At 71.2% G+C, this 16,396-nt stretch carries 15 protein-coding genes; 10 read left to right on the forward strand and 5 right to left on the reverse strand.

The window, feature by feature from the left end:
- Positions 1–101: 101 nt before the first annotated feature.
- Positions 102–764, reverse strand: coding sequence for a peptide chain release factor-like protein (locus WMF34_RS35640; protein ID WP_437990627.1), 663 nt, complete (start codon positions 762–764; stop codon positions 102–104).
- Positions 761–1,996 carry an RtcB family protein gene (locus tag WMF34_RS35645; protein ID WP_437990628.1) on the reverse strand — a complete coding sequence of 412 codons (1,236 nt, stop codon included), beginning with the start codon at positions 1,994–1,996 and terminating at the stop codon, positions 761–763. Before WMF34_RS35645 ends, WMF34_RS35640 begins: the two co-directional genes overlap by 4 nt.
- Before the next feature lie 197 nt (positions 1,997–2,193).
- Here WMF34_RS35645 and WMF34_RS35650 point away from each other — a divergent pair, with 197 nt between their 5' ends.
- The 5 genes from WMF34_RS35650 to WMF34_RS35670 all read left to right on the forward strand — a co-directional run bounded on the left by WMF34_RS35650 (position 2,194) and on the right by WMF34_RS35670 (position 7,934).
- Positions 2,194–3,765 (forward strand): sigma-54 interaction domain-containing protein, encoded by a 1,572-nt coding sequence (locus tag WMF34_RS35650; protein WP_437990629.1) that lies wholly within the window; start codon positions 2,194–2,196, stop codon positions 3,763–3,765.
- Between the two features lie 219 nt (positions 3,766–3,984).
- Entirely contained in the window at positions 3,985–5,136 is a 1,152-nt protein-coding gene (locus WMF34_RS35655; RefSeq protein ID WP_437990630.1) for a zinc-dependent alcohol dehydrogenase, read from the forward strand.
- 26 nt (positions 5,137–5,162) lie between these two features.
- Positions 5,163–5,555: a hypothetical protein gene (locus WMF34_RS35660; protein ID WP_231864424.1), complete on the forward strand. Its 393-nt coding sequence runs from the start codon at positions 5,163–5,165 to the stop codon at positions 5,553–5,555.
- A 172-nt stretch (positions 5,556–5,727) separates the two neighbouring features.
- A complete protein-coding gene (gene zwf / locus WMF34_RS35665) occupies positions 5,728–7,122 on the forward strand; it encodes a glucose-6-phosphate dehydrogenase (protein ID WP_437990631.1) in 1,395 nt (464 codons plus the stop codon).
- A complete protein-coding gene (locus WMF34_RS35670) occupies positions 7,119–7,934 on the forward strand; it encodes an HAD hydrolase family protein (RefSeq protein ID WP_437990632.1) in 816 nt (271 codons plus the stop codon). The genes zwf and WMF34_RS35670 overlap by 4 nt, the downstream gene beginning before the upstream one ends.
- A 39-nt stretch (positions 7,935–7,973) precedes the next feature.
- Here the strand turns inward: WMF34_RS35670 and WMF34_RS35675 are convergent, their stop codons facing one another.
- Together WMF34_RS35675 and WMF34_RS35680 are read right to left on the reverse strand one after the other, a co-directional pair.
- Positions 7,974–8,573: an HdeD family acid-resistance protein gene (locus WMF34_RS35675; RefSeq protein ID WP_012239622.1), complete on the reverse strand. Its 600-nt coding sequence runs from the start codon at positions 8,571–8,573 to the stop codon at positions 7,974–7,976.
- A 357-nt stretch (positions 8,574–8,930) separates the two neighbouring features.
- Positions 8,931–9,320: a hypothetical protein gene (locus WMF34_RS35680; protein WP_231864425.1), complete on the reverse strand. Its 390-nt coding sequence runs from the start codon at positions 9,318–9,320 to the stop codon at positions 8,931–8,933.
- 248 nt (positions 9,321–9,568) lie between these two features.
- Here WMF34_RS35680 and WMF34_RS35685 point away from each other — a divergent pair, with 248 nt between their 5' ends.
- From WMF34_RS35685 to WMF34_RS35705, 5 genes are all read left to right on the forward strand, one after another.
- Positions 9,569–9,694, forward strand: a complete 126-nt coding sequence (locus WMF34_RS35685; protein WP_269454205.1) for a hypothetical protein — start codon at positions 9,569–9,571, stop codon at positions 9,692–9,694.
- Between the two features lie 393 nt (positions 9,695–10,087).
- Positions 10,088–11,371 (forward strand): PAS domain-containing protein, encoded by a 1,284-nt coding sequence (locus WMF34_RS35690; protein WP_437990633.1) that lies wholly within the window; start codon positions 10,088–10,090, stop codon positions 11,369–11,371.
- Between the two features lie 199 nt (positions 11,372–11,570).
- On the forward strand, positions 11,571–12,644 hold the full coding sequence (locus WMF34_RS35695; protein WP_012239625.1) for a cyclase family protein: 1,074 nt from the start codon (positions 11,571–11,573) through the stop codon (positions 12,642–12,644).
- A gap of 301 nt (positions 12,645–12,945) precedes the next feature.
- Positions 12,946–13,353, forward strand: coding sequence for a hypothetical protein (locus WMF34_RS35700; RefSeq protein ID WP_012239626.1), 408 nt, complete (start codon positions 12,946–12,948; stop codon positions 13,351–13,353).
- A gap of 642 nt (positions 13,354–13,995) precedes the next feature.
- Positions 13,996–15,126: a polysaccharide deacetylase family protein gene (locus tag WMF34_RS35705; protein ID WP_437990634.1), complete on the forward strand. Its 1,131-nt coding sequence runs from the start codon at positions 13,996–13,998 to the stop codon at positions 15,124–15,126.
- Between the two features lie 23 nt (positions 15,127–15,149).
- Here the strand turns inward: WMF34_RS35705 and WMF34_RS35710 are convergent, their stop codons facing one another.
- Positions 15,150–16,025, reverse strand: coding sequence for a helix-turn-helix domain-containing protein (locus WMF34_RS35710; protein WP_437990635.1), 876 nt, complete (start codon positions 16,023–16,025; stop codon positions 15,150–15,152).
- Between the last annotated feature and the right edge of the window lie 371 nt (positions 16,026–16,396).

Raw genomic sequence — 16,396 nt, forward strand, 5'->3', positions numbered from 1 at the left:
GACGGCATCGCTGCCGGGACATCAGGATTTCCCATGACATTTCAGATGCTTGGCGGATCCGAGCGGGCCGGCAGGCCGGCGACATGGCGCGGGCGCTCCCCTCACCGCGACTCCCGCGCCTCCTCCACCACGAGCGCGCTCTTCCGCCCCACCCGGTACGTCCTCACCGGCTCTCCCCGGACGATCCGGTCGTGCTCGCTCCAGCGCGCGGCCTCCCCTTCTGCGACGCGCCGAGCGGCGCGCTCGGCGAGCCGCTCGGCGATGCGCTCCACCCCGCGGCGGACGTTCGCGCGCTGCGAGCGTTCGTCGGCGACGCGCACCGTGATCCCGCTCGGCCGGTGGTGGATCCGGACCGCCGATAACGTCTTGTTCACGTGCTGCCCTCCTGGCCCGCTCGCTCGGCAGGCCGAGATCTCGAGCTCGCCGAGATCCACCCCCGCGCCCGCGCCCTCCCCGGCGTCCGCCCCCGCGGCGTGGACCGCCACCCCCGCGAACCACCGCTTGCGCGCCGCCTTCCCCCGCGCCGCGCTCCGCTCGACCAGCGCGTGCGTCCCGAGCTCGCCCTCCAGGCAGCGCCGCGCGTCGCCCTCCACCAGGATCTCGACCGACGCCGGCGCGTCCTCGTCGCCGTGCAGCGTGACGTCGACCACCGCGAGCCCGCGCTCCTGGCAGAGCGCCTCCATGCGCTCGGCGAGCCGCGCCACGAAGCGCCGCACCTCGATAGGCCCCCTCCCCGCGCTGATCTGCACCCACGACCGGCTCATCGCTTCACCGTGAGCACCGGCACGAGCGGCGCGACAGGCGTCGCCAGGCCGGCCTCGACGAGGCTCTCGATCACCGGCTCGATCGGCTTGTACGCGTCCGGGTGCTCCTCGAGCAGCAGCGCCGGATCGTCGCACACGACGCGGCCGCCGAGCTCCGTGCGGGCGAGCTCGCGCCGCCGGTACCTGGCCGCGATCTTCTCGCGCGCCTCGCTGCGCCCCATCTTGCGGCCCGCGCCGTGCGCGACGGAGCGCAGCCCCGCCTCGGCGTCGCACGAGCGCATCACCCACGACGGCGCGCCGCGCGACCCGAGCACCACGGTGAAGTCGCTGCCCCGGGCGGGCGCCGCGCCCTTGCGGTGCACCCAGGCCAGCTCGCCGCCCACGGCCTCGCGCGCGACGTCGTTGTGGGTGAGGTCGAGCCCGCCCGTGATCGTCGACGCCCGCGAGGCGCCGAGCGCGCGCAGCATCCGGTACGCGAGCAGGAGCCGGTTCGCCCGCGCGAAGCGGCACGCGCCGGCGAGCTCGCCGAGGTACGGGTCGGCCGCGTCGCCCTCGAGCACCGCGCCGCCCCAGCGCTGCCCCAGCGCGCCGCCGAGCCCGCGCGAGCCGGAGTGCGCCACGACGACGAGCTCCCCCGCGGAGAGGCCGAGGGCCTTCGCCGCCGCAGGGTCCCGCAGCGCGCCGACCCGGGCGACCTCGAGGAAGTGGTTCCCCCCGCCGACCGAGCCGAGCGCGCCCTCGTAGCCCGCGCGGTACGGCGAGGCGTCCCCGCTCGGGCGAAGGCCGTCCTCCGGCTCCGCCGCCGCGAGCCGCGCGAGCGCCTCGGGCGCGCCGTCGACCTCGGCAAAGCCGCGCGCGCCGCGCTCCCAGACCCGCTCGAACACCGCCCGCGGGTCGCACTCGGCGAGCGGATCGTCGTCCATCGCCTGCCGCGCGCGCCGCTCGAGGACGTCCGGCGCCATGCGGCCGATCGACGTCGCGACGAGCCGCACGCCGCAGCCGGCGTCGCCGCCGATGAGCTCCGGGACGACCCGGTCCGCGAAGGCGAAGGCCGCGCCGATGGGGATCCCCCGCCCGGCGTGCAGGTCCGGCATGCCCACCGCGCGGACGCAGCCCGGCAGCGCGGCGACGCGCGCGAGCTGCTGGACGGCGTTGCCCTCGAGCCAGACGTCGTCGCGGGCGACCAGGCGGGCGTGGGCAGGAAGGACGGCGCTGTCGGCGGGGGCTTTCATCGAGATCTCCGGGGCAGGTGGCAAAGGCAGACGCAAACGCGGATACGAAGGGGAATGCCCATGGGAATGCGGAGGAGACTTGCGGCTTCCGTGCCAGCGCGCGGCCCGCTGCGACGCCGGCAGAACGCCTCAACGTGGTGCGCCGCGCACCAGATAAAGTGGTACATCATGCACCATACATGGTGTACGGTGCACCAGTGAATCGCCTCCTCCTCACCTGGTCGGACGCGGGCACGCTCGGGCCGGCGCCGGCGCACCATGGCCGCCGGCCCGAGGGCGATCGCGGGCCGGTGCTGCGGCTCCTCGACCAGGAAGAGAGCCGCTACGACGCGATCGTGGTCCTCACCATCCCGGCGGGCGAGGCGCCGTCGCGGGCGCTCGTCGAGCGGGCGCGGGCCCGCGCGCCGCGGATCGAGCTCCGGGTCGTGGACGTCGACGATCCGTCGGACCACGCGAAGCTCTTCCGGGCGCTCGGCAAGCTCTCGGCGCAGCTCAAGCGCGCCTTTCCGCCGGCGGCGTGGGCGACGGACGTCCTGCTCTCGGCCGGCACGCCGCAGGCGCAGACGCTCTGGGTCATCCTGGTGCAGGCGGGGATCCTGCCGGCGCGCATGCTCCAGGTGATCCCGGCGGCGTTCGTGCCGCACCCGCACCCGCGGCCGGTGCGCGAGGTCCGGCTCGACATCGAGGGTTTCCCGGAGATCCGCGCGCTGCGCGAGGAGGTCGTGCGCCTGCGGGCCGAGGCGCGCACGCGCGACACGGTCCTCGTCGGCGATTGCGAGCCGATGCGCTTCCTCCGCGCCCGCATCGCCCGGGTCGCCGCGACCGACGTGCCCGTGCTCATCGTCGGCGAGACCGGGACCGGAAAGGAGCTCGCGGCCAGGGCGATCCACGAGCACAGCCCGCGCGCGAGAGGGCCGTTCATCGCGGAGAACTGCAGCGTCTTCGCCGAGGGCGTGCTCGCGAGCGAGCTGTTCGGCCACGAGGCGGGGGCCTTCACCGGGGCCGCGGGGCGGCGGCGCGGCGTCTTCGAGCAGGCGCACGGCGGGACGCTGTTCCTCGACGAGATCGGCGAGCTGTCGCCGCGGGTGCAGGCGTCGCTGCTGCGCGTGCTCCAGGACGGGACGCTGCGGCGGGTGGGCGGCGAGGCGAAGATCGAGCTCGACGTCCGCGTGCTCGCGGCCACCCACCGCGATCTCGCGGCGATGGTCGAGGAAGGGACGTTCCGCGAGGATCTGTACTACCGGCTCCGCGGCGCGATCATCGAGGTTCCCCCGCTGCGCTCGCGGGGTGGCGACATCGAGGTGCTCGTCGGCGCGTTCCTCGACGAGGTGCAGTCGCGGCGCAAGGGGCGCGGGCTCGAGGTGACGCGCGAGGCGCTGAGGCGCCTTTACCAGCACGCCTGGCCGGGCAACGTGCGCGAGCTGCGCGCGGAGGTGCAGCGGTGGGGCGTGTTCTGCGAGCACACGGTCGACGTGGGCGATCTCGCGCCGGAGATCGCGTCGCCGGCGGCGCGGCCGGCGAGCGGCGGCGCAGGCGGGATCGCGCGAGCGTCGGTGTCGGAGGCGGGCGGCGAGGAGGTCGCGCCGCTCGCGGAGGCCGTGGCGTCGGCCGAGCGCGCCGCGATCGGACGCGCGCTCGAGGTGCACGAGGGCAACCTCTCGCGCGCTGCGCGGGCGCTCGCCATCGACAGGAACACCCTGAAACGCAAGATGGCGGCCTATCGCCTCGGCAAGGGGGCGCCTGCGCGCTCGGCGATCCGAAGAGGCTGAAGCTGCCCCCGCTGCCGAAGAAAGAGAAGAAGAGGACGAACGACCGCTGATGGGGCGAATGGCGCCCGGGCCGCCGGCGCCAGCAGCGATGTCCTCGATGTCCCGAGGCTGGGCGCCCGAAGCCCGGAGCGCCGATGCCTACGCCAGGTGCACCCACGAGCGCGCGCGCCTGGTTCAGCCCTTGCATTGCCTCATCGGGCAAGCTGGGAGGTCGTGCGAATGCTGGCGCTCACATACCATGGGCCGAAGAACGTCCGCGTCGAGGAAAACCCGGAGCCTCGGGTTCAACATCCGAACGACGTGGTCCTGCGCGTGAGTCGCGCCACGATCTGCGGATCTGATCTGCACCTCTATCATGGCTACGTGCCTGACACGCGCGTGGGGACCATCTTCGGCCATGAGTTCACCGGCGTCGTGGAGGAGCTCGGGGCCTCGGTGCAAACGCTGAAGCGCGGCGACCGCGTCGTGGTGCCCTTCAACATCGCCTGCGGGACGTGCTTCTTCTGCCAGCGAGAGCGCACCTCCGCGTGCGAGAACACGAACCCGCTCACCACGCTCGCCAGCGGGATCTTCGGTTATTCACACACGACCGGCGGCTACCAGGGCGGCCAGGCCGAGCGCGTCCGCGTCCCCTTCGCCGACGTCGGGCCCATGAAGATCCCCGACGACCTCTCGGACGAGGACGCGCTCTTTCTCTCGGATATCCTCCCCACGGGGTATCAGGCCGCGGAGATGGGGGACATCGGCCCCGCGGACACCGTGGCCGTCTTCGGCTGCGGGCCCGTGGGCCTCGTGGCCCAGCGGTGCGCATGGATCCTCGGCGCGCGCCGGGTCATCGCCGTCGATTCGGTCGGTTACCGCCTCGACTTCGCGCGCCGGCACAACAAGGCAGAGACGCTCGATTTCAGCGAGACCCCGGATGTCGTGTCCGCGCTCCGGGACATGACAGACGGCCGCGGGCCGGACGTCTGCATCGAGGCGGTCGGCCTCGAGGCGAACGGCTCGGCGCTGCACGACGTGCTGGGCAAGGCGCTCAAGCTCCAGGCCGGCTCGCCCGTCGCCCTCAACTGGGCGATCCAGTCGGTCCGCCGCGGCGGGAGGGTCTCGATCGTCGGCGTCTACGGGCCGCCGTGGAACCTCCTCGACGTGGGCGCGGCCATGAACAAGGGCCTGACGATCAAGACCGGGCAGTGCGACGTGAAGCGGTACATGCCCCGCCTGCTCGAGCACGTCCGCAGCGGGAACATCGACCCGAGGGCGCTCATCACCCACCGCGCCCCGCTCGAGGCGGCCCCGGAGATGTACCGGGTGTTCGCGGCGAGGACCGACGGGATCCTCAAATGCGTGCTCATTCCGCGGGGGGCCAAGTGAGCTCCGTCATCGAGGAGGGGACGATCATGGAAGCCGAAATCGTGCTGCCGAGGGAGCTGCCGTACTGGGGAGTCGATCTTTGCCTCGAGGACAGGCCAGGCGTCCCGAGGGAGGTGCCGCCGCGCCTCCTGGAGAGCGCGCATTGGATCGAGCCCGAGCAGCAGCCGATCGAGGGGCCGCTGCTCAGGCACCCAGGGCGCGCCCGCCCGACACCGGTGTTCAGCACGGCATTGCCGCCGAGAGGAGCGAGCGGCGCGCTGCGCCGCATCGCCTACAAGGTCCCGGATCACCGGCTCTCCCACTGGGTCGCGCTGTTCATCGCGGATCGGGTCGACGTGATCGAGAGCCTCCCGCTCCTGTTGAAGAGGCGGGCCGTCAGGGCAGGCAGGCCCAGGCGCACGGCGTCACAGCGCGCGTGACGAAAGGCGTGCTCGCGCCGATCCAGCGTGGCACACGCGATGCCGGATCGGGACCAGGGCCCCCGGGCCATGGCGAGACGCGAGGAGCCGAGCGCATGCGCACTGGATGGATGGAAGGTAAGGAGAGCTCGGGCACGCGGCGCGTGATGTCCGGCGCCGCCGAGCAGGCGGCATGAACGCCGCCGACGCGCTCGTGCTCTTCGGAGCGACAGGCGACCTGGCCTTCAAGAAGATCTTCCCGGCGCTGGCCGGGCTGGTCCGCCGCCGCAAGCTGGAGGTGCCGATCGTCGGCGTGGCCAAGAGCCCGTGGAGCCTCGATCAGGTCTGCGCCCGCGTCCGCGAGAGCCTCGAGCGGGCGGGCGCGTTCGAGGCGGGCGTGGTTCGCGAGCTGTGCGCGCGGCTCTCGTACGTGAGCGGGGATTACGCCGATCCGGCGACGTTCCACCGCCTCCGCGAGCGGCTCGGCACCGCCCAGCGGCCGCTCCACTACATGGCCGTGCCGCCCGACCTGTTCGAAGAGGTCGTCAAGGCGCTCGACCGCTCCGGGTGCGTGCGGCGAGGGCGGCTCGTCGTCGAGAAGCCGTTCGGCCACGATCTGGAGTCCGCTCGGGCGCTCTACCGCACGCTCGTGAGCGTCTTTCCGGAAGAGGAGATCTTCCGGATCGACCACTTCCTCGGCAAAGAGCCGGTCCAGAACATCGTTTACTTCCGCTTCGCGAACGCGCTGCTCGAGCCGGTCTGGAACTCCCACCATGTCGAGAGCGTCCAGATCACGATGGCCGAGCGGTTCGGCATCGAGGGCCGAGGCCGGTTCTACGACGCCACCGGGTGCATCCGCGACGTCCTGCAAAACCACCTCCTGCAGGTGGTCGCGTGCCTCGCCATGGATCCACCCCCGTCCGGGGACGCGGACGCCGTGCGCGCGGAGCGCGTCCGGCTGCTGCGGGCCATCGCGCCGCTCGATCCGGCGCACGTCGTCCGCGGTCAATACCACGGGTACCGCGGCGAGCCGGGCGTCGCGCCAGGGTCGCAGGTCGAGACGTTCTGCGCCGCGCGGCTCCGCATCCGCACCTGGCGCTGGGCGGGCGTGCCGTTCTTCATCCGCGCCGGCAAGCGCCTCGCGGTCGCGGCGACCGAGGTGATCGTGCTGATGCGGCGGCCTCCGCACGCCGTGTTCGACGATGTCGGGCGCGGGGATCCAGACTACGTGCGCATCCGGCTCGCCCCGGCGCCGGAGCTCGCCGTCGGCGTGCGGATCAAGGCGCCCGGCGAGATGATGGCCGGACAGCCGACCGAGCTGCTCGTGACGAACGACCTGTCCGAGGCGCTGGGGCCCTACGAGCGGCTCCTCGGCGATGCGCTCGCCGGCGATCCGACCCTGTTCGCGAGCCAGGCCGAAGTGGAGGCGCAATGGGCCGTGGTCGATCCGGTGCTCGACCAGGCGACGCCGCTCTCGCCCTATGAGACGGGCAGCTGGGGCCCAGCGGAAGCCGACCGCCTCGCCGCCGACCTCGGCGGGTGGCGGACGCCCGCCCTGGCCACCCCGGTGGCGAGGAAGGCCGCATGACCGGGATTCGCGTGCTGCTCGCCGACGTGGACGGCGCGCTCCTCACGCCCGACGGCGTGCTCACCCCCAGGGCGGAGCAGGCGGTGAGTCGGCTCCGCGACGCCGGGATCGACCTCGCGCTGATGAGCAGGCGCTCGCCGCGCGGCCTGCGCGTCCTGCTCGGCCGGCTGGGGATCGCGACGCCCGTCGCCGCGTTCGGCGGCGCCGTGCTGGTGCGGCCGGATCTCTCCGTGATCGAGCAGCACCCGATGGACAACGGCGCGGCCGCGGTCGTCATCGCGACCCTGGAGCGACACGGCGCCGCGGTCTGGGTCTACCAGGGCGACGACTGGCTGGTGCGCCGCGCCGGCACGCCGCACGTCGCGCGCGAGCAGGCGGTCGCGCAGTGTGTCCCCAAAGTCGTCGAGCGCTGGGAAGGCGTCGTGGACAGCGCGGTCAAGATCGTCGGCGTCAGCGACGACGCCGAGGGGCTGGAGCGCGCCGAGTCGGACCTCCAGGGGGCCTGCGCGTTCTTCTCCGCGTCACGCCCCGTGCCCCATTGCATCGAGGTGGTGCACCCGCGGGCCAACTCCGGAGAGGTCGCGAGGACCCTCTCGGCGCGCCTCGGCCTCTCCGGCGCGGCCATGGCCGCGATCGGCGAGCTGCCCGACCATGTGCTCATGTTCCGGGAGAGCGGGCTCAGCATCGCCATGGGGCAGGCGCGCGCCGTCGTGCAGCGGCAAGCCCACTTCATCACGCTGTCGAACGCCGACGAGGGCTTCGCGCACGCCGTGGAGACCTGGCTGCTCGCCACGAGCGGAGGTGGCCAGTGAGGGACGAGCGTTGGCGCTGTCGCCGGCCCGGGGCGCCTGTCACATGCTGGCCACCGGCCGCTGTCGCGCGCTGGTCCCGATCAGCAACATCGACGTGCCGCTGACGAGGACGTTGACGCCGACGAGCAGCCCGATCGCCCACGCCGCGGTGCTCGGCCAGCGCCACCAGATGAGGACCCCGAGCGCCAGCGCGAGCAGCCCGTCGAACAGGAGCCAGCCCCAGGCGGGCATCTCGCGATGCTGGAGCGCGCGGACGATCTTGAGGAAACCTTCCGCGAAGAAGAAGGCCGCGAGGATCAAGGTCAGCGTGACCGTGCCCGTCACCGGGAAGGCCACGATCAGGACGCCCGCGGCGATCTGGAGCAGGGCGCTCGCGAGCGACCACCCGCAGTTGGCCCATTGCCGGTGCTGGATGGCGTGGAGGCCCTGGAAGAGGCCGCTCGCCACCAGCACGGCCCCGATGGCGACCGCCGTGACCAGCGAGGCGATCACGGGCATGAGGATCGCGAGAGCCCCAAGCACCAGGAGGGCGATGCCGAGCCCGATGAACGAGCCGCGGTTCTCCCGCAAGGTATGAGGCTCGACCAGTTGCAATCCGAAGCTCGTCGTACGAACAGGGTCCTCCCAGCGATCAGCCATGTGTGCACCCTCCTCTTCCCGGAGCTGGAGTTTCGCCGTAACCGCAACCGCAATTGGAAGCCCAGCGCCTCACCGGCGTGCCCGCTCGCCGCGACGAGCGCCACGCGCTCCGCCGAGAGCGCATGAGCCGGGCGGGGCACGGCAGGGGTCGGACCACGGCGAACAAGGTGCCGCCCCCGAGCGGTGTCAAGTGACTCCAGAGCGGCCGGCCTCGCGCGTCCGTGATCGGGTTGCTCACCCCCTCACGCCCGGGGGATGGCGGGCGGCCCTCTCCGCGGCGTGGTTCTACCAGCGATCAGCCATCCGTGCGGCCGGGCCGCTCGGCCGGCGAGCCAGCGCAGGAGCGCCCGCCCGCGCTCACTCGTACCACGTCGGCACGATCTCCCGCACCTCGGGCAGCGCGGCGATACGACAGACCTGGTCCCAGGCCGCGTCGTCGAGCGCGCCATGGCGCGCGGTGCACTCGGCGTCTCCCGTGGGGAAGAAGTACAGGGTCTCCGCGGGCACATCGCACCTGGCGCGCCCCCGCGACGAGCCGGCCCGGATCGCCGGCGCGATGCCCCGCACGCGCGCGAGGAGCGCCGCGTCGTCCGACGGCAGGCAAAACTCCAGGGATCCATCGTTCACGCACCCCGTTTCCCGGGTGAACGCGAGCTTCTGGGTCGGGCACGACGGCGCAGGGGGCGGGGGCCCCTCGACGACCCCATCCCCCGGCGTGGACGGCGGCGCCGACGTACAGCTCGCCAAACACGCTATCAGCCAACGAGAGATCGCGAATCGTCGCATGGATCCACTCCCCATGTGCTCCGGCGGCGCACACGCAGCCGATATCGCAGAGACGCTGGACCTGTCAACCCGGAGGGCCCGCAGTTTGGAACAATCTGGCGTTCGGCGGGACGCTGTTCTCGAACCGCAACGGCGCCGACGGCGCGAACAACTCCTGGACGGCGGGGGGTGTCACGGCCTCGGACGCGGACTTTCAGGATCCGTCCGAAATGGGGCTGGACGCTCCGCGACAGGCCGACGGCAGCTTGCCCGTGCTCACGAATTTCCGCCTCGCGCCGGACAGCGACGCCATCGACAAGGGCGTCGACGGCGGAAGGTCGCCTCTCATGTCGTGAGCGGCCTCCACCTGACGTGGAGGCAAGCAGCAGTGTTGCGGGCGGCGGCGGCGGCGCAAGCAGCAGTGTTGCGGGCGGCGGGAACGCGGGCAGTAGCACGGCGTCCGCTGGTACAGGCAGTCCTGGGACTGGCGCCGGCGGGGATCGCGGCTGCCGCATTGGCGGTCCAGGTCAGCCGACGCGCAGCACTTCCACGTTCATGACCTTCGCGCTCGCGCTCGCCGTCTTGCCGGCAAGGCGCCTCCGCGATGCGCGCCGCCGACGGCTGGCGGCCCGGGAGGCAGCCAGCGCCTTTGTCGAAAAATACCGCGCGATCGTGCTGGAGCCAGGATTCCCAGGAAAATTGTGGCCCACCTCAGCCCGAGGCTGGGATAACCTCGCCCTGGAAGGCCGATGGACGCGCAGAAGACCGTGGCACTCGAGGCGGAGCTGGACGCGTTGCAGAAGGAAGTGCAGCGCCTGCGCTCCCGCGTCGCCGAGCTGGAGGCGGCTGGCCGCGGCTTCCCGGAGCGCTTGGTCGACGCGCTGCCCAGCGTCGTTTACGTGCTCGATCTCGATGAGGGGCGGTACGTCTACCGGAACCGGGAGCTCGCCGGTCTCCTCGAAGAGGGCGGCGGAGCCGCGGCCGGCTCGCCCCGCGGCGACGGCCTGTCCTCGGTAGTCCATCCGGACGATATCGGTCGCATCGAGGAGTACCGGGCTCGCGTCGCTGCCTCGGAGAGCGGGGAGCAGGCCACGGTGGAGTACCGCGTGCGCGGTCGCGACGGCGGCTGGCGATGGTTCCTCGAGCGAGGCGTCGCGCTCGGCCGCGATCCGGAGGGACCGGGGCGGCGGATGCTCGGGTCGGCGCACGACATCACCGCGCGCAAGCATACGGAGCAGATGCTCGAGCGGAGCGAGAGCCTGCTCCATGCGTTCCTCGAATACACGCCGTCCATGGTGGTCGCCGTGGACGCCGCGGGCCGGCTCCTCCTCGTGAACCGCGAAATCGAGTCGTTTTACAAGATGAGCCGCGAGGAATTGCTGGGGCGCGTCGTCTACGACCTTCTCCCGGCGCCGGCGGCCGCCTCGATACGAAAGGCCAATGAAGAGGTGGCGGCCGCCGGGCGCCCGGGCGCATCCGAGCAGGTGCTCGTCTACCCGGACGGTCCGCGCACCTACCTGTCGACCAAGTTCCCCATCCGCGACGCCGAGGGGAAGATCTACGCGGTCGGGACGATCTCGGTGGACATCAGCCGGGCCAAGCAGGCCGAGGCCGAGCGCGCGGAGATGCAGCGGCAGCTCATCGAGATGCAGCAGGCGACGATCCAGGAGCTCATCACGCCGCTCCTGCCGCTGGCGCCCGGCGTCGTCGCGATGCCGATCGTCGGGAGCGTCGACCCCGCGCGCGCCGAGCAGATCCTGACGACGTTGCTTGAAGGGATCGCCGACCGGCAGGCCAGGATCGCCATCCTCGACATCACCGGGGTGAAGGTCGTCGACGAGCGGGTGGCGCGATCCTTCGTCGACGCGGCCCGGGCCGCGGGATTGCTCGGCACCCGGGTCGTGCTCACCGGGATCAAGCCGCAGATCGCGCAGACGCTCACGACGATGGGCGCCGATCTGAGCGGCATCGTGACCAAAGGCACCCTGGAGAGCGGCATTGCCTACGCGCTCGGACGCCGGCTCCGCTGGTGACCGAGCGCTCCCACCGAGCGACCGGGTGTACGCGGATACGCACAATGCCTTCACGGCATTGGCGAAGCCCGCGATGACCTCGTGAGAGCAGGTTCCTGGCGCCCCTGACGGTGTACTCTATGGATGACATGCGCCCGCGCCCATAACGGAGCGCGGAGCGCTGTCGGTACAACGTGCGATGTGACCCAGGAGGTTGCCTATGAAGCCTGGAGTGATGCCGTTGCGTGGCGCGATCGTTGTGACCATGGCCGTCAGCCTGGTCGCGGGGGCAGCGCTGGCCCGGGGCGTGCCGATGCTGGAGAGTTACGATCCGATGCCCGGTCCCTCGCCGTGGGGCCCTGACGACGAGGCGGGCGCCTCCAACACGCAGACGCCGGACAAGGTCCTCGAAGGCAAGCGCCTGATCAAGGAGGGCAAGGTCTATCGTCTGGGTCACGTCTACGAGCCGGGGATGCCGACGTTCCCGGGCAACCAGGGGCTCTCCGTGGAGGCCGGGCCGACCGCGGTCATCCAGCAGCAGGTCACGAACTCCGAGGTGATGCACGGGGAGTTCGGCCAGATGGGGACGGAGTTCGACGCGCTGGGCCATTTCGGCTACATCCCGCCCGGGAGCACGGACCCCGCCGACGCGCTCTTCTACAACCAGTTCACTGGCGCCGAGATCCTCACCGAAGACGGGCTCGCGCACCTCGGCGTCGAGCACGTGAAGCCGCTCGTCACGCGCGGCGTGCTCCTCGACGTCAAACGCTACGCGAACGGCGGGCAGACGCTCGCGTTCGGCCAGGAGATCACGCTGGCCATGGTGAAGAAGACGCTGCGCGCGCAGAAGATGGACGAGCGCGACATCGGCGTCGGCGACGTCGTGCTGATCTTCACGGGCTGGGAGGAGAACTGGGAGCTCGGCACCGAGGGGTATTACACGCAGCCAGGCGTGGGGCTGGCCCAGCCGGGGATCGGGATCGAGGTCGCGAAGTGGCTCGCATCGAAGGGCATCGCCTGCGTCGGGTCGGACAACTTCGGCATCGAGGTCACCCCGCCGAAGCCTCCGGTGGCGCCGGGGGTGGTCTTCCCGGTGCACCATCACCTGCTGGTGAAGAGCGGAATCTTCATGCACGAGGTGATGGTGCTCTCGGAGCTGGCCGCGGATCTGGCCGCGGAGCTCCAGGAGCGGCCCCACGGCCACAAGAGCCCCTACGAGTTCTTCTACGTCTACAGCCCGCTGCCCCTCCGGGGCGCGTCCGGATCACCGGGCATCCCGCTCGCGATCCGCTGAGCGGATCGGCGCGCCGGGGCCGCGCGCGCCCGCGTCACCCGGCGAAGCGCTGGGGCCCCTGGACCATTCCGCCGGCCGAGCGCATCCCTCGCCGCTCCTGCCTCAGGATTTGCCACTGCGCGTCAGCGCGACTCACGCGGTGGGGCTCGCCGATCAGGTTTCGATTACGTGTCGGAGGCGTCTCTTCCGGCGGCGTCGAAGGAACAGCCAGGCCACGCCGGCGAACTCGGCAGCTCCACCCGGGGTGCCAGGCCTGCTCGCTCGCTCCGCTGCTCTGGGTCTGATAGAATGGTCGTTGGTCATGCTCGAGCTCCTCCGCAACGCGCACCACACGGTGACGATCGACCCGGTTTCGCAGATCGCACGGGTCACGCGGAGCGCGCTGCCGTCCGAGTCTGTCGCGCAGTTCGAGGAGCTGTGGATGGAGGTGAGCCGCGCGCTCGACCGGGTCGACCGCCATCGGCTGTGTCTGCTCATCGATCTGCGCGCCGCGGTGGGGCGGAACGACCCGCAGTTCGAGGCGGCGATGCAGCGGATTCGGCCGCCCGTGATGGGCCGCTTCCGGCGCGTCGCCATCCTCGTGCGGACGACCGCGGGGGCGCTGCAGATCCAGCGCCATTTCCGCGAGGACGGCATCGATCGGATGATCGGCAGCGACGAGGCCCGGCTGCTCGACTACCTCCGAGAAGCACCGGCGCGCGTCCGTTGATGTGGGTCGCCAGGCCGACCCCCGGCCCGCCCTCTTCAGTGCTCAGGCGAGCCAGGCGCGGCTCACCTTTCGTGACCGGCCGGCGACGATTTTTGTAACCTGGCGAAAACGAACGACTTTGTGGGCCGGCGACCGGGCCGCCCACGCGGGCTCTCGACGGGCTCCTGGGCCGGTGAGATGTCGCCCTCGCGGGACGTGCCCAGTCGAAGACTGGGACGGATCACCACTCCTGGGCCGCTGTTCATGTCCTTATTGAGCTTTGCGGCCCCCGTACTCCGGCCTTCTCGTTTGTTGTGCGATGTGCTTGTCAGTTCGTGAATTCGACGTATAGTGTATTCGAGTCGCGCCCCTGCCGTCCGCAATGTAGTCATGCGGCGTGTTGCAGCGCTCGTGTCGATCTCTGCCAGGTCGAGGCCCCATCCGTCCCGGCTTCGCTCTTGCGATGCCCTGGACGGTGTGTTCCGTACCGGAGAGCCACGGCGCGGCGGGAGGACAGCGAGACATGCCTGGCGCTCGATGAGCGGCCGAGTCGAGAGATCGACAGTCTACTCGATGGGGGGAGAAAGGAATGGTGGTACGGACCGATTGCGGTATCGAGGCGCGTGATCTCAAGGATCGACGGACCTACCGGGGGGACGACTCATGTCGAACGCAATGCGATGGCTCTCCGATCTCCTGGCCGCACCGTGGGCGACGCGGCCATTCACGCCGATGATGCACGGCCATTCGACCATCATCGTGATGCATCGGTTCGCCGACCCGGATCGCGGGATCGAGGGCCTGGATCCGCGCGCCCTCCGGCGCGCGCTGCAGTTCCTGCGACGCGAGCGGTATCCGCTCGTGTCGCTCGAGCGGGTGTTCCGGGGCCTCGCGGGCGAGGAGCCGCCCATCGACCGGGCCGTCGCCTTCACGATGGATGACGGCACGATCGACCAGGCGACGGTCGCCGCGCCGATCTTCGCGGAGTTCGATTGCCCGGCCACCATCTTCGTGGTGAGCGGCTATCTGGACGGCCATCTGTGGTGCTGGTGGCACCGCGTGGAGCACGTGTTCGAGACGACGCGGCGCCGCGAGCTCAGCGTGATGGTGGGCGGCCTCCGCCACGTCATCCGCCTGGACGACGGCGTCCCGCGGGCGCAGCTCGCGCGGCGCTTCATGGAGCGCTGCAAGCGCGTGCCCGAGACCGAGAAGCTCCGCGCCATCCAGCGGCTCGCCGCCGCGGCCGAGGTCGATCTCCCGGCGCGCCCTCCCGCGCGGTACGCGCCCATGTCGTGGGATGACGTCCGCGCGTGCGAGGCGCGCGGCATCACGTTCGGACCGCACACGGTCACCCATCCGGTGCTCTCCAGGACGAGCGACGCGCAATCGATGCACGAGATCCACGTGTCCTGGGCGCGCCTGCGCGCCGAGGCCAGGCGCCCGGTCCCCATCTTCGGTTATCCGAACGGGCACGTGGGGACGGACTTCGGTCCTCGCGAGTGCGCGACGCTTCGCCGGCTCGGCTTCCTGGGAGCCGTGACCAACTGGCCTGGCGACCATGCGACGGTCAGCGGATTCCGTAGCTCCGCGGACGCGCCGTTCTCGGTGCCGCGGATCGACTTCGGCGCGGATCACCGGAGCCTCATCCGCTCGGTGTCGGGCGTCCTGCGGACCAAGCAGCTGCTGCAGCGGCAACTCGCCCTGCGAAGCGCGGTGGCGCCGGTCGATCCGGGCATCATGCTGGATGGCTCTCAGGACGAAGCCGAGGGCCCGCCGGCCCCGCTGGTCCAGTGATCGCGGGACCCGCGCGCGGCCGCTCACTTCTTTCGATAGGCGCCCGGCGTCGTCCCCGTGCGGCGCTTGAACGCCGTCGTGAGGTGCCCCTGATTGGAAAAGCCACACTCCAGCGCGATCTCCGCGATGGACAGCCGCTCGTCCTGGAGCATGGTCATCGCCTTCTCGATGCGGCGCGAAATGACGTACTGGTGGGGAGTCTGGTGAAAGGCGCTCTTGAACAAGCGCGAGAAATGGTCCGGCGAGTAGCCCACCAGCCCCGCCAGGTCGACGAGCCCGAAGTTCGAGGAGAGCTCGCTGTCGACGAATTTTTCGATCTGGGTTCGCTGGCTCCTCGAGAGGCTCGCGTTGCGCAGCGAGATCTCCGCCCCGGATCCCGCTCCGTACCGCGCCGATAGATAGGAGGCCAGCGCCAGGCAGAGCGACTGCACGTAGACGGCCCCGAAGTACTCCTGCCCCTCGGCCTGCGCCTGCAGGCGACGGACCAGGTCGACGACGTGGGCGTCGACCAGACCGAACCGCGGCTCCCGCTCCGGCACCAGCACGGCGGACGGAGACGCACAGAGCGCCAACATGGATGCTTCGGGGAAGTTCACCGACGTGCACACGGAGGGCCGCCCCCGCCACTCGACGCTGTACAGCCTGGTCCTCCGCGGCAAGAGGTCCATCATTCCCGAGAGCCGCTCGAAGGAATGCTCCCGGACCTCGCCCGACGTCGGCTCCGCGAAGCGAATGTCGACCTGCGAGGGGCCTCCCGTCCACACCAGGACCGCATCGCTCGCCGCCTCGAGCCCCTCGAGCCGGCCGCTCTCGGGCACATACCCGATCCGGAGGGGCAGCCCCACCCAGTCCGATCCGGTGAGCGCCGCGCCGTACTTTGCTGAGAACTCCGCGGTCATGCCTGGGGTCGCCCCGGAGCATCGTCGGCGTCGCGGAACACGGGGGTCAAGCCCCTCGTGAGCCGGGCATGTGAGCGCACACACACCTCTGATCGCTGGCGCCGGGTGGATCGGGTCCCGCGCGTCGGGATCCTGAAAACCTTCGCCGGGAATTTGAACGACCTCTCTGCGAGCGCCACGTACCCTTCCCTTCACTTCCTCGCAGAGGCTGTGCGGGTGGTGTGGCATTGCGCCGAGCTCCCGCCCCTCTGCTTACAACACAATTTTATTCGGTCGCTGACCGGGAGCGGGGCTCACATGTCTACCTCGACCTCTTCGCTGCTCGTCCGCCGTGGCGCATTCGGCACCTTTGCCCGCGGGATTCCGCTCGT

Origin of the sequence: Sorangium sp. So ce145 (assembly GCF_051525985.1) — a bacterium.
Lineage (GTDB): Bacteria > Myxococcota_A > Polyangia > Polyangiales > Polyangiaceae > Sorangium > Sorangium cellulosum_B.